Origin of the sequence: Jiangella alkaliphila (assembly GCF_900105925.1) — a bacterium.
GTDB classification, from domain to species: Bacteria; Actinomycetota; Actinomycetes; order Jiangellales; family Jiangellaceae; genus Jiangella; species Jiangella alkaliphila.
The window spans coordinates 7139068-7163924 of the sequence record NZ_LT629791.1; the positions used below are offsets into that span (position 1 = coordinate 7139068).

24 protein-coding genes are annotated in these 24857 nt (G+C 72.3%); 13 read left to right on the forward strand and 11 right to left on the reverse strand.

The window, feature by feature from the left end:
* Window positions 1-2 precede the first annotated feature (2 nt).
* The 12 genes from BLV05_RS32890 to BLV05_RS32945 all read left to right on the forward strand — a co-directional run bounded on the left by BLV05_RS32890 (window position 3) and on the right by BLV05_RS32945 (window position 12464).
* Window positions 3-1244: an ABC transporter substrate-binding protein gene (locus BLV05_RS32890; protein ID WP_046772752.1), complete on the forward strand. Its 1242-nt coding sequence runs from the start codon at window positions 3-5 to the stop codon at window positions 1242-1244.
* Between the two features lie 13 nt (window positions 1245-1257).
* Window positions 1258-2190 (forward strand): carbohydrate ABC transporter permease, encoded by a 933-nt coding sequence (locus BLV05_RS32895; protein WP_172860740.1) that lies wholly within the window; start codon window positions 1258-1260, stop codon window positions 2188-2190.
* A complete protein-coding gene (locus tag BLV05_RS32900) occupies window positions 2180-3043 on the forward strand; it encodes a carbohydrate ABC transporter permease (RefSeq protein ID WP_046772750.1) in 864 nt (287 codons plus the stop codon). Before BLV05_RS32895 ends, BLV05_RS32900 begins: the two co-directional genes overlap by 11 nt.
* On the forward strand, window positions 3043-4146 hold the full coding sequence (locus BLV05_RS32905) for a mandelate racemase/muconate lactonizing enzyme family protein (RefSeq protein ID WP_197683449.1): 1104 nt from the start codon (window positions 3043-3045) through the stop codon (window positions 4144-4146). Before BLV05_RS32900 ends, BLV05_RS32905 begins: the two co-directional genes overlap by 1 nt.
* A complete protein-coding gene (locus tag BLV05_RS32910; RefSeq protein WP_046772749.1) occupies window positions 4146-5141 on the forward strand; it encodes an aldo/keto reductase in 996 nt (331 codons plus the stop codon). The genes BLV05_RS32905 and BLV05_RS32910 overlap by 1 nt, the downstream gene beginning before the upstream one ends.
* Window positions 5142-5145: 4 nt before the next feature.
* A complete protein-coding gene (locus BLV05_RS32915; RefSeq protein WP_046772748.1) occupies window positions 5146-5493 on the forward strand; it encodes an L-rhamnose mutarotase in 348 nt (115 codons plus the stop codon).
* 9 nt (window positions 5494-5502) lie between these two features.
* Window positions 5503-6201 (forward strand): GntR family transcriptional regulator, encoded by a 699-nt coding sequence (locus BLV05_RS32920; protein WP_197683450.1) that lies wholly within the window; start codon window positions 5503-5505, stop codon window positions 6199-6201.
* A 459-nt stretch (window positions 6202-6660) separates the two neighbouring features.
* Window positions 6661-7683 (forward strand): LacI family DNA-binding transcriptional regulator, encoded by a 1023-nt coding sequence (locus BLV05_RS32925; RefSeq protein ID WP_046772747.1) that lies wholly within the window; start codon window positions 6661-6663, stop codon window positions 7681-7683.
* 111 nt (window positions 7684-7794) lie between these two features.
* A complete protein-coding gene (locus BLV05_RS32930) occupies window positions 7795-8796 on the forward strand; it encodes an ABC transporter substrate-binding protein (RefSeq protein WP_046772746.1) in 1002 nt (333 codons plus the stop codon).
* Between the two features lie 16 nt (window positions 8797-8812).
* Window positions 8813-10357, forward strand: coding sequence for a sugar ABC transporter ATP-binding protein (locus tag BLV05_RS32935; RefSeq protein WP_046772745.1), 1545 nt, complete (start codon window positions 8813-8815; stop codon window positions 10355-10357).
* The gene (locus tag BLV05_RS32940; RefSeq protein WP_046772744.1) at window positions 10354-11412 is read left to right on the forward strand and encodes an ABC transporter permease; all 1059 of its coding nucleotides are present in this window, start codon (window positions 10354-10356) and stop codon (window positions 11410-11412) included. The genes BLV05_RS32935 and BLV05_RS32940 overlap by 4 nt, the downstream gene beginning before the upstream one ends.
* Complete coding sequence (locus tag BLV05_RS32945) at window positions 11409-12464, forward strand: ABC transporter permease (RefSeq protein ID WP_046772743.1); 1056 nt, start codon at window positions 11409-11411, stop codon at window positions 12462-12464. The genes BLV05_RS32940 and BLV05_RS32945 overlap by 4 nt, the downstream gene beginning before the upstream one ends.
* 17 nt (window positions 12465-12481) lie before the next feature.
* On the opposite strand, the gene BLV05_RS32950 is transcribed toward BLV05_RS32945, so the two are convergent.
* Together BLV05_RS32950 and BLV05_RS36775 are read right to left on the reverse strand one after the other, a co-directional pair.
* On the reverse strand, window positions 12482-13087 hold the full coding sequence (locus BLV05_RS32950; protein WP_046772742.1) for a Fic family protein: 606 nt from the start codon (window positions 13085-13087) through the stop codon (window positions 12482-12484).
* Complete coding sequence (locus tag BLV05_RS36775) at window positions 13051-13242, reverse strand: hypothetical protein (RefSeq protein ID WP_152691117.1); 192 nt, start codon at window positions 13240-13242, stop codon at window positions 13051-13053. The genes BLV05_RS32950 and BLV05_RS36775 overlap by 37 nt, the downstream gene beginning before the upstream one ends.
* A 59-nt stretch (window positions 13243-13301) precedes the next feature.
* Between BLV05_RS36775 and phzG the strand changes: the two genes are divergently transcribed.
* On the forward strand, window positions 13302-13988 hold the full coding sequence (gene phzG, locus BLV05_RS32955) for a phenazine biosynthesis FMN-dependent oxidase PhzG (protein WP_046772741.1): 687 nt from the start codon (window positions 13302-13304) through the stop codon (window positions 13986-13988).
* Here the strand turns inward: phzG and BLV05_RS32960 are convergent.
* The 9 genes from BLV05_RS32960 to BLV05_RS33000 all read right to left on the reverse strand — a co-directional run bounded on the left by BLV05_RS32960 (window position 13960) and on the right by BLV05_RS33000 (window position 24805).
* On the reverse strand, window positions 13960-14289 hold the full coding sequence (locus tag BLV05_RS32960) for an SRPBCC family protein (RefSeq protein WP_046772740.1): 330 nt from the start codon (window positions 14287-14289) through the stop codon (window positions 13960-13962). The two genes, phzG and BLV05_RS32960, sit on opposite strands and share 29 nt — an antisense overlap.
* Window positions 14290-14445: 156 nt before the next feature.
* Window positions 14446-15276 carry a helix-turn-helix domain-containing protein gene (locus BLV05_RS32965; protein WP_052763167.1) on the reverse strand — a complete coding sequence of 277 codons (831 nt, stop codon included), beginning with the start codon at window positions 15274-15276 and terminating at the stop codon, window positions 14446-14448.
* Between the two features lie 15 nt (window positions 15277-15291).
* Window positions 15292-16446 carry a cellulase-like family protein gene (locus BLV05_RS32970; protein WP_160312840.1) on the reverse strand — a complete coding sequence of 385 codons (1155 nt, stop codon included), beginning with the start codon at window positions 16444-16446 and terminating at the stop codon, window positions 15292-15294.
* 10 nt (window positions 16447-16456) lie between these two features.
* Window positions 16457-17611 (reverse strand): galactonate dehydratase, encoded by a 1155-nt coding sequence (gene dgoD / locus BLV05_RS32975; RefSeq protein WP_052763166.1) that lies wholly within the window; start codon window positions 17609-17611, stop codon window positions 16457-16459.
* A complete protein-coding gene (locus BLV05_RS32980) occupies window positions 17598-18629 on the reverse strand; it encodes an alcohol dehydrogenase catalytic domain-containing protein (protein ID WP_046772738.1) in 1032 nt (343 codons plus the stop codon). Before BLV05_RS32980 ends, dgoD begins: the two co-directional genes overlap by 14 nt.
* Window positions 18626-20650 (reverse strand): beta-galactosidase, encoded by a 2025-nt coding sequence (locus BLV05_RS32985; RefSeq protein WP_046772737.1) that lies wholly within the window; start codon window positions 20648-20650, stop codon window positions 18626-18628. The genes BLV05_RS32980 and BLV05_RS32985 overlap by 4 nt, the downstream gene beginning before the upstream one ends.
* Window positions 20647-22956: a beta-xylosidase/alpha-l-arabinosidase gene (locus tag BLV05_RS32990; protein WP_046772736.1), complete on the reverse strand. Its 2310-nt coding sequence runs from the start codon at window positions 22954-22956 to the stop codon at window positions 20647-20649. The genes BLV05_RS32985 and BLV05_RS32990 overlap by 4 nt, the downstream gene beginning before the upstream one ends.
* Window positions 22953-23876, reverse strand: a complete 924-nt coding sequence (locus tag BLV05_RS32995) for a carbohydrate ABC transporter permease (protein WP_046772735.1) — start codon at window positions 23874-23876, stop codon at window positions 22953-22955. Before BLV05_RS32995 ends, BLV05_RS32990 begins: the two co-directional genes overlap by 4 nt.
* A complete protein-coding gene (locus BLV05_RS33000) occupies window positions 23876-24805 on the reverse strand; it encodes a carbohydrate ABC transporter permease (RefSeq protein WP_063932657.1) in 930 nt (309 codons plus the stop codon). The genes BLV05_RS32995 and BLV05_RS33000 overlap by 1 nt, the downstream gene beginning before the upstream one ends.
* Between the last annotated feature and the right edge of the window lie 52 nt (window positions 24806-24857).

The following is a 24857-nucleotide window of genomic DNA, read 5'->3' on the forward strand; positions in this document are numbered from 1 at the left end:
CCATGCACGTGAGACACCTGACCACGACGGTGGCCGCCGTCGCCGGACTCGCCGTCACGCTGACGGCCTGCGGCGGCGGTGACGACGACAGCACGTCGACGGCCGGCGGCCCGCTGCAGCTCTACACCTGGGTGAGCAGCCAAAGCGACCGCGAGCAGTGGGAGTCGTTCGTCGCGGAGGCACAGAAGGAGGACCCGGACCTCGACATCACCATCGAAGGACCCAGCTTCGAGGACTACTGGACCAAGGTGAAGACCCGGCTCTCCGGCGACGACACGCCCTGCCTGCTCACCACACAGGCGGCCCGCGCGCAGGAGCTGGACAGCCTGCTGATGCCGCTGGACGACCTCGTCGAGGAGCACGACTTCGACCTGTCGCAGGTCGACGAGTCGATGCTCGAGGGCATGACGGTCGACGGCACGCTGCGGGCCATCCCGTACGACGCCGAGCCGGTCGTGCTGTTCTACAACGTCGACGCGTTCACCGCCGCCGGCCTCACCCCGCCGGGGCCGGAGTACTCGCGCGAGCAGTTCCTCGCCGACGCGACCGCGCTGACCACCGACGACCACAAGGCGCTCGCCGTCACGCCGGGCATGTTCATCCCGGCCGCGTGGGCCACCGCGGGCGACACGTCCTGGCTCGACGGCGACGGCGGGCTGGACCTCACCAACCCCGACTTCGTCGGCCAGATCCAGGACTACTTCGACCTCGTCGCGGCCGAGGGCATCGCCGACGCGCCGAACGCGGCCGACGGCGCCGACGTCGCCCAGGAGGCGTTCACCAGCGGCGGGGTCGACATGCTGATCGAGGGCCCGTGGATGTACGGGACGTTCGACGAGGCGGCCGACTTCACCCTCGGCGTGACGATCGTCCCGTCGCCGAGCGGGCAGGCGCACGGCATGACCGCCGGGTCGGGCTTCGGCATCGCGGCGAACTGCGACCGGCCGGACGAGGCGTTCGAGGCGATCGTCGCGCTGACGTCCACCGGCGTGCAGGAGTCACTGGCGGCCTCCCGCGGCATCGTCCCGGCGCGGGCCGAGGCGCTGCCGGCGTGGGCCGAGGGCAAGTCGCCCGGCGCCGCCGACGTCGTCACCGCGCTGCTGGGCAACGCGACGGCGCAGGTCACCACGCCGACCTGGAACCAGGTCGAGACGCTGATGACGCAGTACAGCGTCGAGGGCTACCGCGGCGAACGCAGCGCCGAGGAGATCATGGGGACCATCCAGGACTCGGTCGGCGGCTGATCGCATGGAGGTGATGACGGGGACGCGGACGGCGGCAGCCGCGCCGTCCGACCCGGACCCGCCGCCCAAGACACGGCGGCGGCGCGACGACGCCGCGGTCGCCGCGCTGTTCCTGGCGCCCGGGCTGGCCGGCTTCGTGCTGTTCATCGTGGTGCCGCTGGGCGGGTCGGCGGTGATCAGCCTGTACGAGTGGCCGCTGTTCGGCACGCCGGCCTTCGTCGGCCTGGACAACTACAGCAAGCTCTTCGGCGACCCGGCGTTCTTCACCGCGCTGACCAACACGCTGCTCTTCGCCGTCGTCTACACGGCGCTGAACCTCGCACTGGCGCTGGGGATCGCGCTGTGGCTGGGCACCCGGATGAAGGGCGCCGGCATCTGGCGGGTGGTGTTCTTCCTGCCCGTCATCACGCCGATGGTGGCGAACGCGCTGGTCTGGCGGCTCATGCTGTCGGACGACGGCGTGCTGAACGCCGCGCTCGGGCGGGCCGGCGTCGACGGTCAGTCGTGGCTGTCGGACTCGCGGTTCGCGCTGGCGGCGGTGATCGCGATGTCGGTGTGGCAGTCGTTCGGCTACAACGTCGTCGTCATCACCGCCGGGCTGACCTCGATCCCGAAGGAGATCCTGGAGGCCAGCCGCATCGACGGGACGAACCCGTGGCAGCGGCTGCGCTACACGATCCTGCCGATGATCTCGCCCTCGCTGTTCTTCGCCTCGACGATGACGATGATCGGCGCCTTCCAGGTGTTCGTCCAGGCCCAGGTGCTGACCCGGGGCGGGCCGGGCGAGTCGACGAACACGCTGGTGCTCTACCTCTACCGCAACGGGTTCTCCTTCGACCGGCTCGGCTACGCGTCGGCGATCGCCTGGGTGCTGTTCGTCGTCGTCATGCTCGTCACGGCGGTGCAGTTCGCCGGCCAGCGCAGGTGGGTGAACTATGACAAGTGACGTCCTGACGGCCGCGACGCGGCGCCGCGCGCACCGTCGCCGCACGACGCTGACCTGGCTGAACACGGCCGCCGTCGCCGGGGTCGCGCTGATCTTCACGTTCCCGTTCCTGTGGATGTTCCTGACCGCGCTGAAGCCGGCGAACGAGGTGTTCAGCGGGTCGGCGCTCGGGTCGGAGGTGCGCTGGCGGAACTTCACCGACGCGTGGACGCTGGTGCCGTTCGGCCGGTTCATCGCGAACGGCTTCTTCGTGGCGGTCGCCGGCGCCGCGCTGTCGGTCGTGGTGGCGGTGCTGTCGGCGTACGCGTTCTCGCGGCTGCGCTTCCGCTACCGCGACCGGCTGTTCCTGCTGTACGTCGCCACGCTGGTGCTGCCGCAGGAGGTGCTCGTCGTCCCCCTGTTCATCATGATGAACGAGGCCGGGTACGTCGACACCTACGCGGCGCTGATCGTCCCGTTCGCGTTCACGGCGTTCGGGACCTTCCTCATGCGGCAGTTCTTCCTGACCATCCCGGTCGAGTACGAGGAGGCGGCCCGCATCGACGGCGCCTCGCGCGTGCGGACGCTGTGGTCGGTGCTGCTGCCGCAGCTGCGGGCGCCGCTGTCGGTGCTCGGGGTGTTCTCGTTCATCGGCTACTGGAACTCCTACCTGTGGCCGCTCATCGTGATCAACACGCAGGACAAGGCCACCGTGCCGCTCGGCCTGACGATGTTCACCGGTGAGCACGGCACGCAGTGGAACCTCGTCATGGCGGCGTCGACCATCGCCGTCGTCCCCTCGCTCTTCATCGTCGTGCTGCTGCAGCGGCAACTGATGAAGGGCGTCAGCATGGGTGGATTCGGAGGACGCTAGTGACCACACGCGACACGCTGCGGATCGTCGAGGCGCAGGCCTGGCTGTGCGACGTCCCGGTCGAGACGGTGCGCACCGACGCCGTCCAGTCCTTCGTCAAACAGGAGACGATCTTCGTCACGGTGCGCACCGCCGACGGCGTCACCGGCACCGGCTACAGCTACACGATCGGGACCGGCGGCGCGGCCGTGCTCAGCCTGCTGCGCGAGAGCCTGCTCGGCCTGCTCGTCGGCCTCGACGCGGGCCGGCCCGAGCAGGTGTGGTCGACGCTGTACGCGGCGACCCGCGCGACGACGGTCGGGCCGATCACGGCACTGGCGCTGGCCGCCGTCGACACCGCCGTCTGGGACGCGCGCTGCCGGGCGACCGGGCTGCCGCTCTGGGTGGCCGCCGGGGGCGCGCGGCCGCGGGTCCCGCTCTACGACACCGAGGGCGGCTGGCTGCACCTCACCCCCGACGAGCTGGTCACCCAGGCGTCCGAGGCGAAGCGGCGCGGCCTGCGCGGCGTGAAGATCAAGGTCGGCAAGCCGCACGCCGGTGAGGACGCCGAACGGCTGCGGGCCGTGCGCGATGCCGTCGGGCCGGATCTGCACCTCATGGTCGACGCGAACCAGTCGATGACGGCGGCCGAGGCGATCAGGCGGGCGGCGCTGTTCGAGCCGCTGGACCTGTTCTGGCTGGAAGAGCCGCTGCCGGCCGACGACGTCGCCGGGCACCGCCGGCTGGCGCGGTCGACGACGATCCCGGTGGCGGTCGGCGAGAGCATGTACTCCGTGGGCCACTTCCGCGAGTACCTCGCCGCCGAGGCCGCGAGCATCGTCCAGGTCGACGTCGCCCGCATCGGCGGCATCACGCCGTGGCTCAAGGTGGCGCACTTGGCCGAGGCGTTCAACGTCCAGGTGGCGCCGCACTTCCTCATGGAGCTGCACGTGTCGCTGACCTGCGCGGTCCCGAACGGGTTGTACGTCGAGCGGATCCCGCAGCTGCGCGCCGTCACCACCGCCGAGATGGCCGTCGCCGACGGTGACGCGGTGGCGCCGTCGGAACCCGGGCTGGGCATCGCCTGGGACCTGGACGCGCTCGACGGGCTGCGGGTGGCCTGATGCGGGCGTTCGGGCGGGGCGGCCTGGAGGTCGGGCCGGTCGGGTATGGCGTCGCCGCGCTGGGCGACCTGTACCAGGCGCTGGCCGCCGACGTGTGGCCTCGGTGCGTGCCGGCCGCGTGGTCGGCCGGCATCCGCTACTTCGACGTCGCGCCGCACTACGGTCTCGGCCTCGCCGAGGAGCGGCTCGGCCGCAGCCTGGCCGGGTTCCCGCGCGACGAGTACGTGGTGTCGTCCAAGGTCGGCCGGCTGCTGGTGCCCAACGACGGATACGCCGGCGAGCGCGACGACGAGCTGTTCGACGTGCCCGCGACCCGGCGGCGGGTCCGCGACTACTCCCGCGACGGCGTGCTCCGCTCGCTGGAGGACACGCTGGCGCGGACCGGGCTGGACCGCGTCGACCTGCTGTTCGTCCACGACCCCGACGACCACTACCGCGAGGCGCTGGACGGCGCGTTCCCGGCGCTGGAGGAGCTGCGGTCGCAGGGGGTGATCCGGTCCTACGGCGCCGGCATGAACCAGTCGGCGCTGCTCGCCGAGTTCGTCCGAAACACCGACCTCGACGTCGTCATGCTGGCCGGCCGGTACACGCTGCTGGACCAGAGCGCGCTGGACGACCTGCTGCCGCTGGCCGCCGAGCGCGGCGTGTCGGTGGCGGCCGCGGGCGTGTTCAACTCGGGCATACTGGCGACGCCGCGGCCGGACCCGGCGGCGCGGTACGACTACACGCCCGCGTCGGGCGACGTCGTCGGCCGGGTCCTGCGCATCGCCGCGGTCGCCGAGCGGTACGGCACGACGGTGCCCGTGCTGGCGGCGCGGTTCCCGCTCGCCCATCCGGCGGTCGCCACCGTCGTGCTGGGGGCGGAGTCGCCGGAGCAGGTGACCCGGAACGCCGCGCTGGCAGCCGAGCCCGTCGACCCGGACGTCTGGGCGGAGCTGATCGACGCCGGCCTGCTGCGGGCCGACGTGCCCATCGACGCCGAGATGAAGGGATGACGCGATGCGCGTGGCGTTGCACTCTGTGCTGCGACCGGGGAGCGAGCTGGACTACGACCGGGAGCACGAGCGGATACCGGACGACCTCGTGGCGACGTTCGCGCGGGTCGGGATCCACGAGTGGACCATCTGGCGAGTCGGCGACCGGCTGTTCCACCTGGTCGAGTGCGACGACTTCGGCGCGGCGTTGGCCGCACTGGCCGACGATCCGGCGAACGAGCGGTGGCAGGCGCAGATCGGCGGGTTCGTCGACCGGTTCGTGGGCGGCGACGACGGCGGGCCCGCGCCGCTGCCGGAGGTGTGGGACCTCGACCGGCAGCGACAGGACAGTTCTCGATCTTCGTCTCGTTAGGATGATGCTGTGACCATCGGCCCTGATCACGCGGCACGTCTCGTGCCCGAGCGCCGCGCGCTGGCCGACGACGTCTACGACGTCATCCTCGGCCTGCTCATGGATCACCGCATCGAGCCCGGCGCCAAGGTCAGCATCGACGGCATCGCCCGCGACTTCGACGTGTCGCCCACCCCCGTCCGCGAGGCGCTGGCCCGGCTGGAGTCCGAGGGCCTGGTCGTCAAGCGGCCGCTGCGCGGGTACACCGCCGCGCCATTGCTCGACGCCGAAGGCTTGCGCAAGTTGTTCGAGATGCGCCGCATCCTCGAGCCGGCCGCCGCCCAGCTCGCCGCCGGGCGGATGACCCCGGCGACGGTGGCCGCGCTCCAGGAGCTGGCCGACGACATGCGGGCCAGCGCGTCGTCGGCGCAGGACGAGGGCACCCGTTACCAGGACTACCGCGACTTCGCCGACCAGGACGCCCAGTTCCACCGCATCATCGCCGAGCACTCCGGCAACGACCTGCTGGCCGACGCCATCGTCCGGCTGCGCTCGCACATGCACCTCTACCGGCTGTACTTCAAGCACGGCATCGAGCAGGACACCTCCGGCGAGCACGAGGCCGTCCTCGACGCGTTGCGCGGCCGCGACGCCGCCGCCGCGGCCGCCGCCATGCTCGACCACATCGAGCACTCCTACGCCCGCATGGCACCTCACGTCGAGGACTGACCCCACCGCCCCGGAAATGAGGCTCCTGCTGCTTCCGCGGGCTACGCGCGCCTCAAGTCTGGCGACGGGCGGCAGCTGTTGGCGTCCTGGGCGTGAGGCGCCGTTGGGGTCGGGGACGTCACGAGGCGTTCGTCCGCCTCACCATGCATGCAGCCGTGGTGGAGCACCAGAAGTCCTGGTGATTTCCGCGCCCGGAGGCGTTCGGAGCAAAAATCGCCACAATTCGCAATGGTGACGATCCCCGCCGGACGGCAGGCTGCCTGAACCGGATCCGATGGCGAGGAGTCTTGCGTTGATCGCACGCAGAATCACGGCCGCCCTGCTCGGCGCGTTCACGGTGGTGGCGCGAGCGTAATGTTCCCGGTAACGTCACGGCGCCGGGACGTACGATCGGACCGGCGTCGGCCGGGGTCCCGGCACCGTCCAGCCGCGGATGCCGCACAGAGCGTGGGAGGGAAGATGAACGCCGGGAGCACGGACGACAAGCCGAACCTGCGGTCCATCGCGTCCCTCGCCGGCGTCTCGCACATGACCGTCTCGCGCGTCCTCAACGACCACCCCAACATCCGCCCGGAGACCCGCGAGAAGGTCCTGCGCGTCGTCGAGGAGCTCAACTACCAGCGCAACAGCGCCGCCCGGGCGCTCGCGACCCGCAAGTCGCGGCGCATCGGCGTGATCGTCGACCGGCCGGTCGAGATCGGGCCCGACAGCACGCTGCGCGCCGTCGAGCACGCCGCGCGCGAGGCCGGCTACTCCGTCAGCTCCGTCGCCGCCTCTCCCGACGACGACGGCGTGCGGCCGCGCGAGGCCGTCGCGTACCTGACCGCGCACGGCATCGACGCGCTCTGCGTCATCGCTCCGCGCGCGTCCTCCGTCGACGTGCTGCGCGAGCTGACCGACGGCATGCCGACGCTGATCGTCAAGGCCGACGACGACGCCAACTTCCTCACCGCCTCAGTCGATCAGCGACTCGGCGCGACGCTCGCCGTCCAGCACCTCATGGACCTCGGCCACCGCGAGATCGTGCACGTGGCCGGTCCGCTGGACTGGCTGGACGCCCGGGCGCGCGAGCGCGGCTGGCACGCGCACCTGAAGAAGGCCGGGCTACACATACCGCCGGCGTTCGTCGGCAACTGGTCGGCGGACTCCGGCTACGAGTTCGCCGTCGCGTTCGACGAGCTGCCGCCGTTCACCGCGATCTTCGCCGCGAACGACCAGATGGCGCTGGGCATCCTGCACGGCTTCCGCGACCGCGGCATCCGGGTCCCCGAGGACGTCAGCGTCGTCGGGTTCGACGACCTGTCGGTGTCGCGGCACTTCCTGCCCACGCTCACGACGGTGCGGCAGGACTTCCACGCCCTCGGCACGCTCGCGGTGGAGATCCTCGTCGCCGCGGTCGAGGGCCGCAGCACCGAGCGGCGCTCGCGGATCGCACCGGAGCTGATCGTGCGCGAATCAACCGCCGGGCCTCGCACTATGTAACGCCGGACAGTACTATTTCACTCCTTGCGCGACCTGTGTGTTCCCGGTAACATCTGGCCCGTTCTAGGCCACGAACCACGCCGGAAGGCACGGGTCTCAAGGAGGAGATCGATGCGTAGCACCCCACGAGTCGCACGGGCCTTCGCGGTTGCCGGGGCACTGACCCTCGCACTCACCGCGTGCGGCGGAGGCGACGACGACACCAGCACCAGCAGCGGCGACGACGGCGGCGAGCTCGTCACGGTCGGTTTCGTCGCGGTCGGCCCCGAGGGCGGCTGGCGCCAGGCGAACGAGGCGAACGTCCAGGACACGTTCACCGAGGAGGCCGGCTTCGAGCTGAAGTACGCCCCCGCGACCAACCTCGACCAGCGGTCGCAGATCGACGCATTCACGTCGTTCGTCGACGAGGGCGTCGACGTCATCCTGCTGTCCGCCACGGAGGGCGCCGGCTGGGAGGACTCCCTGCGCCGCGCCCAGGAGGCCGAGATCCCGGTCATCCTCATCGACCGCGGCATCGAGCCGGACGACACCGACCTCTACGTCACCCGGATCGCACCGGACAACTACGAGGTCAGCACGTCGGTCGCCGAGTGGGCGGTCTCGGCCTTCCCGGACGGGGCGAACTACTTCGTGCTCGAGGGCCCGGCCGGCGTCTCCGTCGTCAACGAGCGCAACCGCGGCTGGGACGACACCGTCGAGTCCGTCCCCAGCCTGGTCAAGATCGGCGCGCAGACCGCGAACTGGTCCACCGAGGAGGCCAAGAGCGTCTTCGAGACCGTCCTGCGGGCCAACAACAACGACATCCAGATCGTGTTCGCGCAGAACGACGAGATGGGTCTCGGTGCCGCGATCGCGGTCGAGGAGGCCGGCCTGACGCCGGGCGTCGACGTCCAGATCGCCACCATCGACGGCACCAAGCCCGCGCTCGAGGCGCTCTCCGAGGGCCGGCTGAGCTTCGTCGCCGAGTACAACCCGCTGTTCGGCGAGACGGCACTCGAGGTCGTCAACCAGGTCCTGGACGGTGAGGAGGTCGAGCCGTACATCGTGGTGCCGAGCGAGGTCTTCGACTCGGCCGAGGCCGCGACGGCCGCCCTGCCCAGCCGCAAGTACTGAGGAACCGGGAGCCGTCATGACCGGAGCGCCACCGATCGTCGAGATGACCGGCATCTCGATCTCGTTCCCCGGGGTCAAGGCCCTCGACGATGTCGACTTCCGCCTGTTCCCCGGCGAGGTGCACACCCTCATGGGCGAGAACGGGGCCGGCAAGTCGACGCTCATCAAGGCGCTCACCGGTGTCTACAAGATCGACGAGGGGCAGATCCTGGTCGCCGGCGAGGAGCGCCGCTTCAGCGGCACCGCCGACGCCCAGGCGGCCGGGGTCGCCACCGTCTACCAAGAGGTCAACCTCTGCGCCAACCTGTCCGTCGGCGAGAACGTGATGCTGGGCCACGAGGTGCGCGGCCCGTTCGGCATCAACTGGCGGGCGACACACCGGGCGGCGGCCGAGGTCCTGGCCACGCTCGGGCTCGAACAGCTGGACCTGCGCCGCCCGCTCGCCACGTTGTCGCTGGCCCTGCAGCAGCTGGTGGCGATCAGCCGGGCCATGGTCACCAAGCCGAAGGTGCTCATCCTCGACGAGCCGACCTCCAGCCTGGACGCCAACGAGGTGACCCACCTCTTCACGGTCATCCGCCGGCTGCGCGGCCAGGGCGTCGCGATCCTGTTCGTCACGCACTTCCTCGACCAGGTCTACCTGATCAGCGACCGCATCACCGTCCTGCGCAACGGCGCCTTCGTCGGCGAATACCCGACCCGCGAGCTGGACCGCACCACGCTGATCTCGAAGATGATCGGCAAGGACTTCGCGACGCTGCGCTCGCTGGGCAGCGAGCGGCAGTCGCACCACTACGAGCCGCGCGGCGAGCCGCTGCTGCGGGCCGAGGACCTCGGCCGCAAGGGCTCGTCGGAGCCGACCGACCTGGAGCTGCACAAGGGCGAGGTGCTCGGCCTCGCCGGGCTGCTCGGCTCCGGCCGGACCGAGCTGGCGCGGCTGCTGTACGGCGCGGACCGGCCGGACAGCGGCACCGTGTGGCTGCGCGGGAAGAAGACCGACATCCACACGCCGACCGCGGCGCTCGCGCACCGCATCGCGTTCTCCAGCGAGAACCGGCGCGACGAGGGGATCATCCGCGACCTCACCGTCCGGGAGAACCTCGTCCTCGCCGTCCAGGCCAAGCGCGGCTGGTTCCGGCCGCTGTCGCGCAAGGAGCAGGACACCCTGGTCCGCAAGTACCTGACCGAGCTGAACGTCCGTCCGGCCGACCCGGAGCGGCCGATGAAGTTCCTGTCCGGCGGCAATCAGCAGAAGGTGCTGCTCGGCCGCTGGCTGGCCACCGAGCCGGACCTGCTCATCCTCGACGAGCCCACCCGCGGCATCGACGTCGGCGCCAAGGCGGAGATCCAGGCCGCCGTCGCGGCGCTGGCCGCCAAGGGCGTGGCCGTCGTGTTCATCTCCTCCGAGCTCGAGGAGGTGGTCCGGCTGAGCGATCGCATCATCGTCATGAAGGACCACCGCAAGCTCGCCGAGCTGGAGAACGGCCCGCACGTGACGGCGGAGACCATCGTCGCCGTCATCGCCGACGAGGGCGACGACGAGGAAGGTGACTCCGAATGACCGACGTGGCCGCGCGGCTGGCCGCCAAGCGCGGGGCGATCGTGCGCAACCAGGCGTTCTGGGGCGTCGTCGCGATCGTGCTGCTGCTGGCGATCAACGTCAGCTCCGACCCGGGCTACCTCTCCATCGGCTACAACGACGGACGCCTGTCGGGCAACCTCATCGACATCCTGCGCGCCGCCGCGCCGATCCTGATGATCGCGGTCGGCATGTGCCTCGTCGTCGCCACCGGCGGCATCGACCTCTCCGTCGGCTCGATCATGGTCGTGGCCGGCGCGGTGTCGATGGAGCTGCTCAGCGGCATGGACGGCACCACCAGCGACGCGGCGCTGACGCTGGCGATCGCGCTGGGCATCGCGACGGTGCTGGGCGCGGTGAACGGCGTCCTCGTCTCCGTGGTCGGGCTGCAGCCGTTCATCAGCACGCTGGTGATGATGCTGGCCGGCCGCGGCATCGCGAAGGTCATCACCGGCGGGCAGAACACCACCGCCGACAACGACTCGTTCGCGTGGCTGGCCAACGGCTACGTCGTCGGCATCCCCGTCGTGTTCCTACTCTCGATGGCCATCGTCGCGCTGGTGTGGCTGTTGGTGCGGCGCAGCGCGCTCGGGCTCATGCTCGAGGCGATCGGCATGGATTCGCGCGCCAGCCGGCTCGCCGGGGTGAAGCGGCGCAGCCTGCAGCTGACGGTGTACTCCGTGAGCGGCCTGCTGGCCGGGGTCGCCGGCGTGTTCGCGACCGCCAGCGTCATGACGGTGGACGTGTCGCGCACCGGCTACCAGCTGGAGCTGGACGCGATCCTCGCCGTCGTCATCGGCGGGACGTCGCTGGCCGGCGGCAAGTTTTCCATCGGCGGTGCCGTGATCGGCGGGCTGCTGATCGCGACGCTGGACAAGACGGTCGTGTTCCTGGGCATCCCGGCATCGGCCACGCCCGCGTTCAAGGCCATCGTGATCGTCGTGCTCTGCCTGTTGCAGTCCGAGCGCGTCCGGTCGCTGTTCCGACACCGCCGTGCCCTCCGGGCGCAGTCGCAGAAGGAGGCCGTTGCGGCATGACCGTCACGACTCGACCGCCGACCGGCTCCGCGCCCGGCCCGGCGTCGTCGCGCCCCTCGCTGGCCGACCGGCTGGGCGCCCGCCTCAGCGCGCTGCCGACGGTGGCGGCGTTGCTCATCTTCATCGGGATGATCATCTACGGCGAGGCCGCCTACGGGCGCATCGTCCAGTTCAGCACGCTGTCGAACCTGCTGGTCAACAACTCGCACCTGATCATCCTCGCGGTCGGCCTCACGTTCGTGATCCTCACCGGCGGCATCGACCTCTCCGTCGGCGCCGTCATCGCCGTCAGCAGCGTCGCGGGGGTCATGCTGTCCAACGCGGGCTGGCATCCGGTCGCCGCCGTGCTGGTGATGGTGCTGATCGGCTCGGCGCTGGGGCTGGTGTCGGGCGTCCTCATTCAGTACTTCGGGGTGCAGCCGTTCATCGCGACGCTGGCGACGATGTTCCTCGCCCGCGGGCTCGCGTCGATGCTGAGCACCGTCCCGGAGCGGCTGGCCGACGACTCCGCGATCCGCGAGCTGGCCACCCAGCTGAAGATCATCGACGGCAACAAGGTGAACGACCTGGTGATCACGCCGGGCGTCATCGCCGCCGTCGTCATCGTCCTCGCCGGGTTCGTCGTGCTGCACCGGACCCGGTTCGGCCGCACCGTCTACGCGATCGGCGGCTCGGAGCAGTCGGCGACCCTCATGGGCCTGCCGGTGCCGGTCACGAAGCTGGGCATCTACGTCATCAGCGGCACCCTCGCCGGCATCGCCGCCGTCGTCTACACGTCCCGGCTGGGCAGCGCCCAGAACATCACCGGCATCGGCTGGGAGCTGGACGCGATCGCCGCGGTCGTCATCGGCGGGACGCTGCTCACCGGCGGGACCGGCTTCGTCCTCGGCTCGGTGGTGGGCGCGCTCGTGCTCGGCCTGATGAACGTCCTCATCACCCGCGACGGCGGCATCCGGCCGGAGATGACCACCATCATCACCGGCGGCATCCTGCTGGTCTTCGTCATTCTCCAGCGCGTCCTCGCCGCCCGGCGCCGGTCGGAGACCGGGTAGCCCGCCGGGCGATATCGTCAGCTGCCCTCTTCGAGCCGGCGGAACCAGAAGTCGATCAGCGCGTCGAGACGCCCGTTGTCATAGTGAGCGAGCGCGGTCCCGTACTCGCGGAATCGGTCGGTACCGCGCTCGACGCTCACCTCGACGGGCGGGAAGTCGAGCCGCACGAGCAGCTCGCTCAGCAGCGCGCGGATCGTGCGCCCGTTGAAGTCCGTGAAGGGATGGACGTGGAGGAATTCCCCCTCCGCGTAGGCCAGCAACTCGATCTGCAGATCCAGCGAGGTCGCGAACTCGAGACGCGTCCGGACGTTGTCCGCGTACTGACGCATCCGCATCGGGACGAGGAAATGCTCTGGCGGCACGTGCATGCCGACTCGAACGGATTCTCTCCGCCACCGACCAGCGATGTCGGGGAGGATGCTGCCGATGATCTCGACATGGAACTCCTGAGCGAGCGCCTCCGAGAACGGTCGCGCGGCGAACTCTCCGTCAGCGATACGGTCGAGCAGCCGTTCGAGATGCGGGGCGATGGCATCTGCCAGTTCGGCATAGGTCAGTTCGCCATGAGTGGTGCCGAAGCGGCGCGTCAGACCTTGCGCTTCGCCGTCGCCTTCAGGGTCCATTTCGCCGAGACCGGTTCCTTCTCCATCGCCATGCTGCTGACGACCCTATCGACAACGACGGCATGGCGTGCGGTCCGCTTCTGCGCCGCCGTTTGAGCACGCCAACGAGACAGCGACTCCTGCGCTGCCTGCCGGCCCTTCCTCGACGTCGTCATAGCGCTTCGATTCTACGTGACGCGATTGGCGACATCGTGGCGACGGTTAGCCTGGCCGGGTGACCGATCGGACGCAGACGCTCAGTGGAGCGACGGACCTGGAGCTGCCCGAGTTCGACCACCCGCCGGCCGAGCCGCTGGGGCTGCTGCGCAGCTGGCTGGCCGCCGCGGCCGGCCGTGGCGTGCGCGAGCCGAACGCCGTCGTGCTGGCGACGGCGGATGGGGCGGGCCGTCCGGCCGGCCGGGTGCTGCTGGTCAAGGAGGTCGACGAGCGCGGGCTGGTCTTCACCGGCGCCGCCGGCAGCCGCAAGGGCCGCCACCTGGCCGCGCAGCCATGGGCGTCGGTCACGTTCTACTGGCGCGAGACGCTGCAGCAGATCACCGCCGCGGGCGAGGTCGAGCAGCTCCCCACAACCGAGGCCGACCGGATGTTCGCCGAGCGGCCCCGCGACGCCCAGGTCGCCAGCGCCGTGTCGCGGCAGAGCGAGCCGCTGGCCGACGAGGCCGAGCTGCACGAGCGCGCCCGCGCCCTGCTCGAGTCCGGCCCGCCGATCCCCCGCCCGGCCGGCTGGACGGCCTACCGGCTGGTCCCGCGAGAGCTGGAGTTCTGGTACGGCAGCCCCACCCGGCTGCACCGCCGGCTCCGGTACACGGCAGCGGACGGCGCCTGGACCCACGAGCGGCTGCAGCCCCTGACGCACCCCGGTGGCGCAGGGGTCAGACCCGCGTCTCGACGGCACGCTTGAAGGCATCCAGCTGGCCGGCGTCGGCCCGGCGGATCGCGGACCGGATCAGCGGGCCGAGCAGCCGCCACAGCCCGGCCGTCCGCACGTCGGCGACGAGCGACACCGTCGTGCCGGTGGCCGCGGGCTCGCAGGTGTAGCGGTAGTCGGCAGTGACGCCGCCCTGGACGGATCGGAGCGTCACCGCGCGGCCCGGCTCGAGCGCGACGATCGTGCTGGTGCGGTCCTTGCCGCGGGCGTGGACGGTCAGCGTCGTGCCGACCTCGGTCTCGCCGCCGGGCCGCACCGCGTCGACCCCGGGCATCCAGTCGGCGGCGCGCGGCCAGTCGGTCAGCGCGGCCAGTCGGTCAGCGCGGCCCAGACGGCGGCGACCGGGCGGTCGATCAGGGTGATGACGTCGAAGGCGCGGGTCATGGCCCTCAGGGTGCTCGCCGGTGCCCGGTCCGGTCTTGTACGGATTTCATCCGTCCGGGACGAACCCCGGCGCGGCCTGCTCCGGCGTGAAGCTGCGCCGCTGCGCGGCGACATAGGCGGACGGGGTCACGCCGGTGTGCCGGCGGAAGTCGCGGATGAAGTGGCTCTGGTCGAACCAGCCCATCCGCGCGGCCAGCGCCGACCAGTGCACCGGCCCGTAGACGTCCACGCCGGCCAGCACGACCCGCAGCCGCAGGATCCGCGCCAGCACCCGCGGGCCGACCCCGACGACCTGGACGAACTCCTTGTCGAGGTGGCCGTGCGAGACGCCCAGCTCGGCCGCCAGCGCGCCGATGCTCCGCGCCGGTTCGGCCTCCAGCGCCGCGACCGCCCGCTCGCACCGCTCGACCGACGGCGGCACCGGCCGCAGCCCGGCCGTCAGCGCGGACGACACCAGCTCCAGCATCGCGTCGGGCGTCCCGCCGCCCAGCAGCGCGGCCCGCAGCGGCGCCGCGCCGGGCCACACCTCCAGCAGGTCCACCACCCGGCCACGCACCGACGCCGGCCGCAGCCCGAACAGCGCCTCGCACCCGACCGGCGTCGACACCACCCCGACGCAGTAGGTCTCGCCCAGCGGCTCGTTGACGACGGGGCGATCGTGCGGCCCGATGAGGAACCCGGTGCCGGTGACCAGCGTGTCCCCGGCCCCGTCGGCCGCCGTCTCGCGGATCGGGTCGCCGAGCACCACGACCGCGACGGTGGACCCGGTGGGCGCGATGCGCTCGGACGGGTAGTCGATGCGGCCGCGCGCGAACCACACCGACTCGACGAACCGTTCCAGCCCGGCGGGCCGGCGAGATACGAACTCGAAGCGCACGCCGCCAGTCTGCCGCTACCCGGCCTTGATCAGCGAGGTCATCCGGCGATGCCAGTCGACGTCGGCCCACATGCCGGGGAAGTGCGGCTCGGCGAAGTTGGACGTGCAGATGCCGGCCCAGCCCAGGCGCACCGCGGCCGGCACGGCGGCCTCGGCGACCGCCTTGACGTAGTCCCAGGCGTGCCGCCCGGCCGGTGACACGAAGTCGTCCATGAGGATGTGCGACCAGCCCTCGGTGGTCCAGAGCGGACGGCCGGCCGCCGCGGCCAGCGCCGCCCACCGCTCCATCTCCGCCACCAGCGCGTCGTGCCAGTACGACCGCCGCGGCCAGTACACGTCGTCGAGGCTGTCGACCTGCTGCTGCCAGGCGCCGGGGAAGCCGTGCTCGTCGAGGGAGAAGTTGGTCAGCGCGGCGTACTCGGCGACGTTGCTGGACAGCCAGATGTGTGTTTCGACGAGGTCCAGCGCGCCGTAGTCGAGGTCGAACAGCGACTCCGACACCGGCGCGACGGAAACCGTGAACCGCAGCCCGGGCCAGCGCGAGCGAAGCGTGGCGGCCGCGGCGAAGTAGCGCTCGATCTCCTGCCGCTGCCGCGGCGTCCAGATCCAGCCGCCCTCGACGGCCTGGCCGGGGATGCTCGGCTCGGTGTCGTCCAGGCGGCCGAAGATCCGCTCGTGGGCGGCCGGCAGCCAGTCGTCCAGCGGGAACTCGTTGCAGAGGTCGACGTACTCGACGGCGTCCAGCAGGCCGCGCCGGTCCAGCCCGGCCAGCGTCTCGTCCCACACCCGGGCCAGGTCCTCGGGCGTCGCGATGCCCAGCCGGCGCTGGTCGTCGTCGGCGTTGAACCAGCTGGACAGCGCCACCGTCACGCCACGGGACCGGCAGCCGGCGACGAATTCGGCCAGCGCGCCGGCCGGGTCCGCCACCCGCACCTTCGCACCGTGCGGCCCCCACATGAAGTGGTCCGGCTGCGGGTGCACCAGGAACTCGGTCGCGACGTGCCCGCGGGCGTCGGCCGCGATCAGGTGCGGGAACGCGTCGATGCGCACGCAGTCGTAGCCGCGCTCGGCCAGCTCGTCGAGGACGCGGCCGGCGTCGGCGTACTCGCGCTGGTCGCCGCCGCGTCGCAGCAGCCAGGAGAACTCCCACATCGTCACCGCTCGGGCCACGTCACACTCCTCATACGTCAGCCACGGAGCCGTCGGCGCCATAGGCCTGGTCGGGGACGGCGATCGGGCCGGGCGGCACCCGGCGGATCGCGTCGAGGTCGAGCTCCACGCCGAGCCCGGGCCGGTCGGGCACGGTCAGCCGGTCGCCGTCGTACGGCCACGGCTCGCGCTGGACGTCCGCGCGGCGCGGCTCGTCCGGGCAGAACTCCAGGATGGTGAAGTTCGGCGCGGCCATCGCGACGTGCGCCGCCGCGGCGGTCGAGACCGGCCCGGCCGGGTTGTGCGGCGCGAGCGCGCACCGGTAGGTGTCGGCGAGCGCGGCGATCTTCATCACCTCGGTGATGCCGCCGGCGTGGCACAGGTCGGGTTGCACGACGTCGACGAGCTGACGCTCCAGCACCGGGCGCAGCTCCCAGCGGGAGAACAGCCGCTCCCCCAGCGCGACGGAGATGCCGTGCGCCCGCGCCTCGGCCGCGACCGGCGCGACCAGGTCCGGCGCCTCCGGGCCGACCGGCTCCTCGATCCACCGCGGCCGGAACGGCGCCGCCGCCCGGACCAGCCGGATCGCCTCGTCCGGGCGGGCCCGGCCATGGTGGTCGACGAGCAGGTCGACGTCGGGACCGACGGCGTCGCGGACGGCGGCGAGCCGCTCGCGCAGCCGGTGCAGCCGCTCGGGCTCGGGCAGCGCGCTGTCGGCCGCCCACGCGCCGGTCTTCATCGTCCGCACCCCGGCGGCGACGAGCGCGGCGGCCTCGGCGCCCAGCGCGGCGGGATCGTAGACGCCGACATGCCGGTAGGTCTCGACCCAGTCCCGCACCGGACCGCCGAGCAGCCGGTACACCGGCACGCCGAGCAGCTTGCCGCGGATGTCCCACAACGCCTGGTCGATCGCGGCGACGGCCGACGCCAGCACGACGCCGCCGCGCCAGAACCCGTGCCGGGTGGCCCGCTGCCAGACCGCCTCGCTGGCGAGCGCGTCGGCGCCGGTCAGCCGGTCGCCCAGCTCCTCGACGGCCGCGGTCACCGTGCGGTCCCACAGCTCGGTCGACGCCTCCCCCCAGCCGTGCACGCCGCCGACGGTGGTCACCCGGACGAACAGCCAGTTCCGCACGCCGCCGGAGGTCGCGAACGTCTCGACCGCGGCGATCGGCTCAGCGGCAGTCAACGAGCACCTTCAGCACGTCGCCGGCACGGTCCGCGAGCGCGCCGAAGCCGTCCTCGACGACCCGTTCCAGCGGCACCCGCCGCGAGATCAGGTCGTCCACCGGCAGCCGACCGGACGCGATGAGGTCCAGCGCGGGCGCGCAGTCGGTGTCCCACAGGTGCGCGGCTGAGCCGACCAGCCGCTTCTCGCCGAGCACCAGGCCGACGACGTCGAGCATCTCCGGCCGCGCGCGCAGGCCGACGGCGACCACGGTGCCGCCGCGGCGGGCGAGGTCCAGCGCGAGTGGCAGGGCGCCGTCGGCCCCGCTGCACTCGACCACGGCGTCGTACCCGCCCGCACCGGCGGCCCCGGCGGGGTCGGCGGCGGCCCGCGCCCCATGCGCGACGGCCAACTCGCGACGTGACGGCACCGGGTCGACCACCAGCTCGACGACGGCGCCGGCGGCCACCGCGCAGCGGGCCACCAGCTGGCCGACGGTCCCGGCGCCGACCACCGCGACGCGGGCACCGAGCAGGTCGCCGGCCTTGCGCAGTGCCCGGACGGCGACCGAGGCCGGCTCGACCAGGGCCGCCGACTCCGGTGCGACGCCGGGCGGCACCACCAGGCAGGTGGCCGCGTGCGCCGGCATGAACCGGGCCAGCCCGCCGTCCTCGGTCTGCCCGCGCACCGCCAGCTCGGGGCACAGGCCCTCCTCGTGCCGGCGGCACCACCAGCACGCGCCGCAGCCGATGACGACGTCCGGGACGACGACGGCACCGGCCGGCGGGCCGCTGCCGTCGGCGGCGGCCGTGTGCACGCGCCCGGCCACCTCGTGGCCGAGCGTGATCGGCGCCCGCGTCCCGCGGCGCGGGTGCGGCTGAACGGGGATGGTGAGCGGGCCGTCGCGGTACTCCTCCAGGTCGGTGCCGCAGATGCCGCACCACAGCACCTCGACCAGCAGCTCGTCCGGCGCGGGCACTGGCACCGGCACGTCCTCGATCCGGACGTCGCCACGCCCGTGCCAGCGCGCCGCCCTCATCCGTCCACCACCCGGGACTCCCACGGCCCCAGCTCAATTCCGGGAGCGGACACCGTCACCGGGTCCCACGAGTGGTTCGCCACGAACCAGAGCCGGGTCCCGTCCGGCCGGCGGGCGCTGCTCACCCGGACCGACGGCGGCAGCTCGCCCCAGGCGGACGAGACCGGCTGCACGCCGCGCTCGCGCAGCGCCCACGCCACCAGCCGGCCGGTCGTCGCGACGTCCGGCAGGGTGCCGAGCCAGGTCATCCGGCCGGCGCCGACGACGTTGGTGGTGACCGCCGCGTACGGACGCAGGAACGGGTGGTCGTAGCCGGCCAGCACCTCGGCGCCCTCCGGCTCCAGCAGGTCGGCCCAGCCCTCGGCCGACCCGGAGCCGAAACCGGTCAGCGCGACCGGCTGCGCGAGCGTCGTGTACTCGGCGTACCCGGCGCCGACGGCGGCCCGCAGCGGCCCCGGCGCGCGCACGGCCCGGACCCGGGCCCACTGGTCGGCGTAGCCGCTGCGGAACGTCAGCACGACGTGCGCACCGTTCCGCGCGTGCGCGACCAGCCGCTCCAGCAGCGCGTCGTCGGCGATGTACAGGGCGGGGACGACGAGCACCCGGCACTCGTCCCACTCGCCGTCCTCGTGCACGATCCGCACCTGCGCGCCGGCGGCGAGGGCCGCGTCGTAGCAGCGCATGAAGATCCGGTGGTAGCTGTGCGGGTCGGCACGGTCGGTGCCCGGCTCCAGCAGCGGCGGCTGGAACTGCAGGGCCTTGAGGCTGTCGCGCGACGACAGCACCGCGACGTCGGCGTCCGGCACCAGCGGGTCCAGCTCCGGCCCGCCCAGCTCGGCGCCGAGCGCCGCCACCTCGCGGTACACCCGGCCGGGCTCGAGGTCGTGGCCGAGCACGCCGCCCCAGTACGTCTCGGCGCCATAGTGCAGCGTGTGCCAGTGCCAGTAGGCCAGCAGGTCCGCGCCCCGGGCGACCAGCGCGTGCGCGACCAGCCGAAGCTGCCCCGGGTACGGCGGGACGTTGGTCGCGTGCTCGCCGATCGACCCGGCCTGCGCCTCGGTGACGGCGAACCGCTCGCCCCGCGGCCCGCGCAGCGAGTACGCCATGTCGCCGCGCCAGAGCATCGTCGAGGCGCCCCGGTCGGTCAGCCACCACGGCGCCAGCGGGGTCGTCGCCTCGGGCTGCGCGTCAGGCAGCGCGATCGCGTCCTGCAGCGGGAAGTAGAGGTTCACCGCGGTGCGGTCCATGGCCGCCGGGATCCCGCGCACCGCGGTGCTGCCCAGCGAGTCGCCGCCGACCACGTCGTGGGTGACGAACATCCGCGGCGCGAGGTGCTCGCGCAGCAGGTCGCGCTGCCAGGCGAGGAACTCCACCGTCAGGCCGGCCTGGAACCGGGCCCACTCCAGCGCGTAGCCGGGGTTGGTGTTGCCGGCCGGCGCCCACAGGTCCTCGATGTCCGTCAGCCGGTGGCTCCAGTACGTCAGCCCCCACCGCTCGTTGATCGCGTCGACGCTGCCGAACTCGTCGAGGACGTGCCGGCGGAACCGGTCGACGACGGCGGGCGCGGCCAGCTCGTGCACGCCGATCTCGTTGTCGACTTGGAAGCCGATGACGCCCTCGTGCTGGCCGAACCGCTCGGCCATGGCCCGGACGACGCGCTCGACATGCCGCCGGTAGACGGGGTTCGTGAAGTCGACGTTCTGCCGCGCGCCGTAGGGCAGCACCTGGCCGGACGGCAGTTGCGCCATCACCTCCGGGTAGCGGCGGGCCAGCCACGGCGGCACCGCGTAGCTGGGGGTGCCGACGATGACGCGCAGCCCGCGCGCGGCGGCGGCGTCGACGACGGCGGCCAGCGCGTCGAACGAGATCTTCCCTTCCTCCGGCTCGTACGACGCCCACGTGGACTCGCCGACCCGCAGCACGGTGAAGCCGGCAGCCACCATGAGGTCGAGGTCGCGCTCCAGCCGCGGCGCCGGCAGGTACTCGTGGTAGTAGCTGGCCCCGAACAGCACGCCGGTCATCGCGGCTCCGGCCGGACGTCGACGCCGGTCAGCAGCGCGCGGTCCGGCCCGCACTCGGCGACGTCGCCGGTCAGCTCGATCCGCCGGGTCAGGCCCGTGTCGGCGGCCGACCGCGCCACCGTCAGGTCGAACTCGCCCGGCTCGACCTGCCAGCGCAGCTCCCGCGACACCAGCGCCAGCCGGTCCGCGGGGACGTCGAACGTCACTCGTGCGGCCGCGCCGGGCGCCAGCTCGACCCGGGCGAAGCCGAGCAGCTGCCGCAGCGGCCTGGTGACGCTGCCGACCAGGTCGCGGACGTAGAGCTGGACGACGTCGGCACCGGCCCGGTCCCCGGTGTTGCGGACGACGCACTCCACCGTCAGCGTCGTGCGGGTGTCCCAGGACGGCGCGGCGACCGTCAGCTCCGAGTGCTCGAACGTCGTGTAGGACAGGCCGTGCCCGAACGGGTAGAGCGGCGCCGGGTCGATGGTCGACACCGCGTTCGCCCCGCCCAGCCGCGGGTGCAGGTACGAGTACGGCTGCCCGCCCACCCCCCGCGGCACGCTCGCCGGGAGCCGTCCGCTCGGGTTCACCCGGCCGCCGAGGACCCCGGCGATCGCCGGCCCGCCCTCCTCACCCGGGAAGAACGCCTGGACCACGGCCGCCGCCCGCCCCACCCACCGCTCCAGTGGGTACGGACGTCCAGTGACCAGGACCAGCACCGTCGGCGTGCCGGTGTCCAGAACGGCGTCGACGAGGTCGCCCTGCCGTCCGGGCAGCCGCAGGTCGTCGGTGTCGCTGCCTTCGCCGACGGTGCCGCGGCCGAACAGCCCGGCGCGATCGCCCACCACGACCACCGCCACATCAGCGTCCGCCGCCGCCCGAGCGGCCGCCGCGATCCCGCGGGCCGCGTCGCCGGGGTCCTCCTGGTCGGCCCGGACGGCGCAGCCGGGCTCGTGCAGCAGCCGGACGTCCGGCAGCTCGGACGCCAGCGCGTCGAGCACCGTCGGCACCCGGATGCCCAGCGGCGTCCCGGCCGGGACCTCGACGTGGTTGGTGAACGAGTAGTTGCCCATGAGCGCCTCGGCCGAGTCGGCGTTCGGCCCGACGACGGCGACGGTGCCCACGCCGACCAGCGGCAGGACACCGCCGTCGTTGGCCAGCAGCACGACCGACTGCTCGGCCAGCTCACGGGCGACCGCCCGCGACTCGGCCGGGTCCAGGTCCACGACGCCACCGGCGGCCGGCACCGGCCGCTCCAGTACGCCCAGCTCGGCCTTCTGCCGCAGCACCCGCTCCACCGCGCGGTCGACCAGCGCGACGTCGACGGCGCCGCGCTCGATCGCCGTGCGCAGCGGGTCCAGGTAGGCGTTGCCGGTGGGCAGCTCGACGTCGACGCCGGCCGTCAGCGCGGCCGCCGCCGCGTCCTCCAGGTCCGCCGCGACGTCGTGCAGCGTGTGCAGGAACGCGACGCCGAAGTAGTCCGCGACGACGGTGCCGTTGAACCCCCACCGGTCCCGCAGCAGGCCGGTGAGCAGCGCCGGGTCGGCCGCCACCGGGACGCCGTCGATCTCGGCGTAGGAGTGCATGACGGCGGCCGGGCGGGCCAGCCGGACCGCCATCTCGAACGGGACGGCGATCTGCTCGAGGATCTCCCGCGGCCCGGCGTGCACCGGGGCGAGGTTCCGGCCGGCCTGCGAGGCGGAGTAGCCGAGGAAGTGCTTGAGCGTGGCGCCCTGCCCCTCGGCCTGGATGCCGCGCACGTAGGCGGCGCCGACACTGCCGACGAGGTAGGGGTCCTCGGAGACGCACTCCTCGACCCGGCCCCAGCGCGGGTCGCGGACGAGGTCGAGCACCGGCGCGAGGCCCAGGTGGATGCCCAGCTCGCGCATCGACGCGCCGATGCGCCGGCCCATGGCCTCGACCAGCGCCGGGTTCCACGCCGAGCCCCACGCCAACGGCGCCGGGTACGTCGTCGCGCCGTAGAGCTGCAGGCCGGTCAGGCACTCCTCGTGCACCAGCGCGGGCAGGCCGAACCGGCTGCCGGCGACGATGCGGTCCTGCAGGCCGGCCAGCGTCGCCGTCATCTCCGCCGCCGGGACCACGCGGCTGCCGAGCGGCCGGGTGAGCTGGCCGAGCCCGTGCTCGACGTAGTAGCCGAGCTCGCGCACCTTCGACAGCATCTCGTGCTGCATCGGCGCGACGTCCGGGCCCTCGGGGCCGTCGGTGACGTCCAGCCACAGGCCGACCAGCTGGGCCAGCTTCTCCTCCAGCGTCATCCGCTCGACGAGGGCCGCGACGTCGTCCGCTCCGGTGAGTGCGGTCATCCCTTGACGGCTCCTTCCATGATTCCGGCCACGAGCTGCTTCCCCGCGAGGAGGAAGAGCAGCAGCAGCGGCACCGTCGCGATCACCGACGCGGTCATGACGACCGAGTAGTCGATCGTGTACTGGGTGCGCAGCTGCTGGATCGCGACCTGCGAGGTGAAGTGCTCCGGCGAGTTGAGGATGACCAGCGGCCAGAGGAAGTCGTTCCACGCGGCCATGGCGGTGAACAGGCCGAACACGGCCGCGGAGCCGCGGATGTTGGGCAGGACGACGGACCGGTACGTCCGGAACGTCCCGCAGCCGTCGACCCTGGCCGCCTCGATCAGCTCGTCCGGGATCGACCCGATGACGACCTGCCGCATCCAGAACACCCCGAACGCGGAGACCGCGCCGGGCACGATCAGCGCCTGGAGGCTGTCGACCCAGCCCAGCTCCGACATGATCATGTACATCGGGACGATGCCGAGCTGGCTCGGGATCGCCATGGTGCCGACGACGGCGACCAGCAGCACGCCCCGGCCGCGGAAGTGCAGCTTGGCGAAGGCGTACCCGGCCAGGCTGCAGAAGAACACCTGCAGCGCGGCGACGGCGACCGCGACGATCGCGCTGTTGAGGATCGACCGCGCGAACGGCACCCGCTCCTGGACGAAGGAGAGGTTGTCGAAGAAGCTGCCGCCCGGCACCAGCACCGGCGGGAACTGCGAGATCGCCGAGCTGTCGTTCGAGCCGACGACGAACATCCAGTACAACGGCGCGAGCGCGCCGAGCACGCCGATCGTCAGGACGAGGTAGCCGAACCAGGAGACGCCGTCGCGGCGGGACCGGCGCTGGTGGTCGCGGGCCTGCCGGTTGGACCGCTGCGCGGACCGCGAGACGGGGCGGCGGGCCGGCGGGCGGGTGGGCGCGTCGTGGATCGTCATCAGGCGCTCCTGATCAGCCGGGTGAGCAGGAAGTTCACGAACGCGACCGCGAGCACGATGAACAACAGCGCCACGGCGATGGCCGACGCGTAGCCGAAGTGCAGCGAGCCGAACGCCTGGCTGTAGACCAACAGCGTCATCGTCAGGCCCTGCCCGTTGTTGCCGCCCATCGGGTCGGTGAACAGCAGCGGCTCGGCGAAGATCTGCAGCCCGCCGACGCTGGCCACCACGACCGAGAACAGGATCGTCGGCCGGATCATCGGCAGCGTCACGTTGACGAACGTGGCCCACCGCCCGGCGCCGTCGATCTCGGCCGACTCGTACAGCGACGCGGGGATCGCCTGCATCGCGGCCAGGAAGATGAGCGCGTTGTAGCCGGTCCAGCGCCAGATCACCATCAGCGCGATGACCAGCTGCGTGGTGAACGGGTTGACGTCCCAGGCGATGGCCGGCAGGTGCAGCAGCTGCAGGATCCAGGCGACCGGGCCGTAGTCGCGGCCGAAGATCGACGCGAACACCAGGCTGACCGTCACCAGCGGCGTGATGTTCGGGACCAGCAGCGCCATCCGCCAGAACGTCTTCACCCGCAGGCTGCGGTTGTTGAGCACCGACGCGAGCAGCAGGCTGAGGATCAGCCCGGGGATGGTCGAGAGGGCGAAGATCGAGAAGGTGTTCCGGATCGCCTTCCAGAACCGCGGGTCCTCCAGCATCACCTGGTAGTTCTGCAGGCCGACGAACTCGTGCTCGGTCTGCAGCGGCTCCCAGTCGTGCAACGACACCCAGCCGGTGTAGATCAGCGGCCCCAGGCCGAAGGCGAGGAAGAGCAGGAAGAACGGGGCGATGTAGGAGTAGGGGGCGATCTTCTCGCCCAGGCCCACGCGGCGGCGTCGGCGCGGCCGCGCCGGCAGCGCAAGGGTCGCAGAGCTCACGGGCGTCCTTTCCGTGACGGCGTCAGCCCGGCCCCGGGGGACGGCCGGGGCC

What these genes read in the sequence shown, in the direction of transcription:
- BLV05_RS32900 (WP_046772750.1), top strand. Translation starts at nt 2,180, where the DNA reads ATGACAAGTGACGTCCTGACGGCCGCGACGCGGCGCCGCGCGCACCGT.
- BLV05_RS32945 (WP_046772743.1), top strand. Translation starts at nt 11,409, where the DNA reads ATGACCGTCACGACTCGACCGCCGACCGGCTCCGCGCCCGGCCCGGCG.
- BLV05_RS32935 (WP_046772745.1), top strand. Translation starts at nt 8,813, where the DNA reads ATGACCGGAGCGCCACCGATCGTCGAGATGACCGGCATCTCGATCTCG.
- BLV05_RS32980 (WP_046772738.1), bottom strand. Translation starts at nt 18,629, where the DNA reads ATGAGGGCGGCGCGCTGGCACGGGCGTGGCGACGTCCGGATCGAGGAC.
- BLV05_RS36775 (WP_152691117.1), bottom strand. Translation starts at nt 13,242, where the DNA reads ATGACGACGTCGAGGAAGGGCCGGCAGGCAGCGCAGGAGTCGCTGTCT.
- BLV05_RS32910 (WP_046772749.1), top strand. Translation starts at nt 4,146, where the DNA reads ATGCGGGCGTTCGGGCGGGGCGGCCTGGAGGTCGGGCCGGTCGGGTAT.
- BLV05_RS32915 (WP_046772748.1), top strand. Translation starts at nt 5,146, where the DNA reads ATGCGCGTGGCGTTGCACTCTGTGCTGCGACCGGGGAGCGAGCTGGAC.
- BLV05_RS32990 (WP_046772736.1), bottom strand. Translation starts at nt 22,956, where the DNA reads ATGACCGCACTCACCGGAGCGGACGACGTCGCGGCCCTCGTCGAGCGG.
- BLV05_RS32995 (WP_046772735.1), bottom strand. Translation starts at nt 23,876, where the DNA reads ATGACGATCCACGACGCGCCCACCCGCCCGCCGGCCCGCCGCCCCGTC.
- BLV05_RS32930 (WP_046772746.1), top strand. Translation starts at nt 7,795, where the DNA reads ATGCGTAGCACCCCACGAGTCGCACGGGCCTTCGCGGTTGCCGGGGCA.
- BLV05_RS32960 (WP_046772740.1), bottom strand. Translation starts at nt 14,289, where the DNA reads ATGCCCGGGGTCGACGCGGTGCGGCCCGGCGGCGAGACCGAGGTCGGC.
- BLV05_RS32890 (WP_046772752.1), top strand. Translation starts at nt 3, where the DNA reads ATGCACGTGAGACACCTGACCACGACGGTGGCCGCCGTCGCCGGACTC.
- BLV05_RS32950 (WP_046772742.1), bottom strand. Translation starts at nt 13,087, where the DNA reads ATGGACCCTGAAGGCGACGGCGAAGCGCAAGGTCTGACGCGCCGCTTC.
- BLV05_RS32940 (WP_046772744.1), top strand. Translation starts at nt 10,354, where the DNA reads ATGACCGACGTGGCCGCGCGGCTGGCCGCCAAGCGCGGGGCGATCGTG.
- BLV05_RS32985 (WP_046772737.1), bottom strand. Translation starts at nt 20,650, where the DNA reads ATGACCGGCGTGCTGTTCGGGGCCAGCTACTACCACGAGTACCTGCCG.
- BLV05_RS32925 (WP_046772747.1), top strand. Translation starts at nt 6,661, where the DNA reads ATGAACGCCGGGAGCACGGACGACAAGCCGAACCTGCGGTCCATCGCG.
- BLV05_RS32895 (WP_172860740.1), top strand. Translation starts at nt 1,258, where the DNA reads ATGACGGGGACGCGGACGGCGGCAGCCGCGCCGTCCGACCCGGACCCG.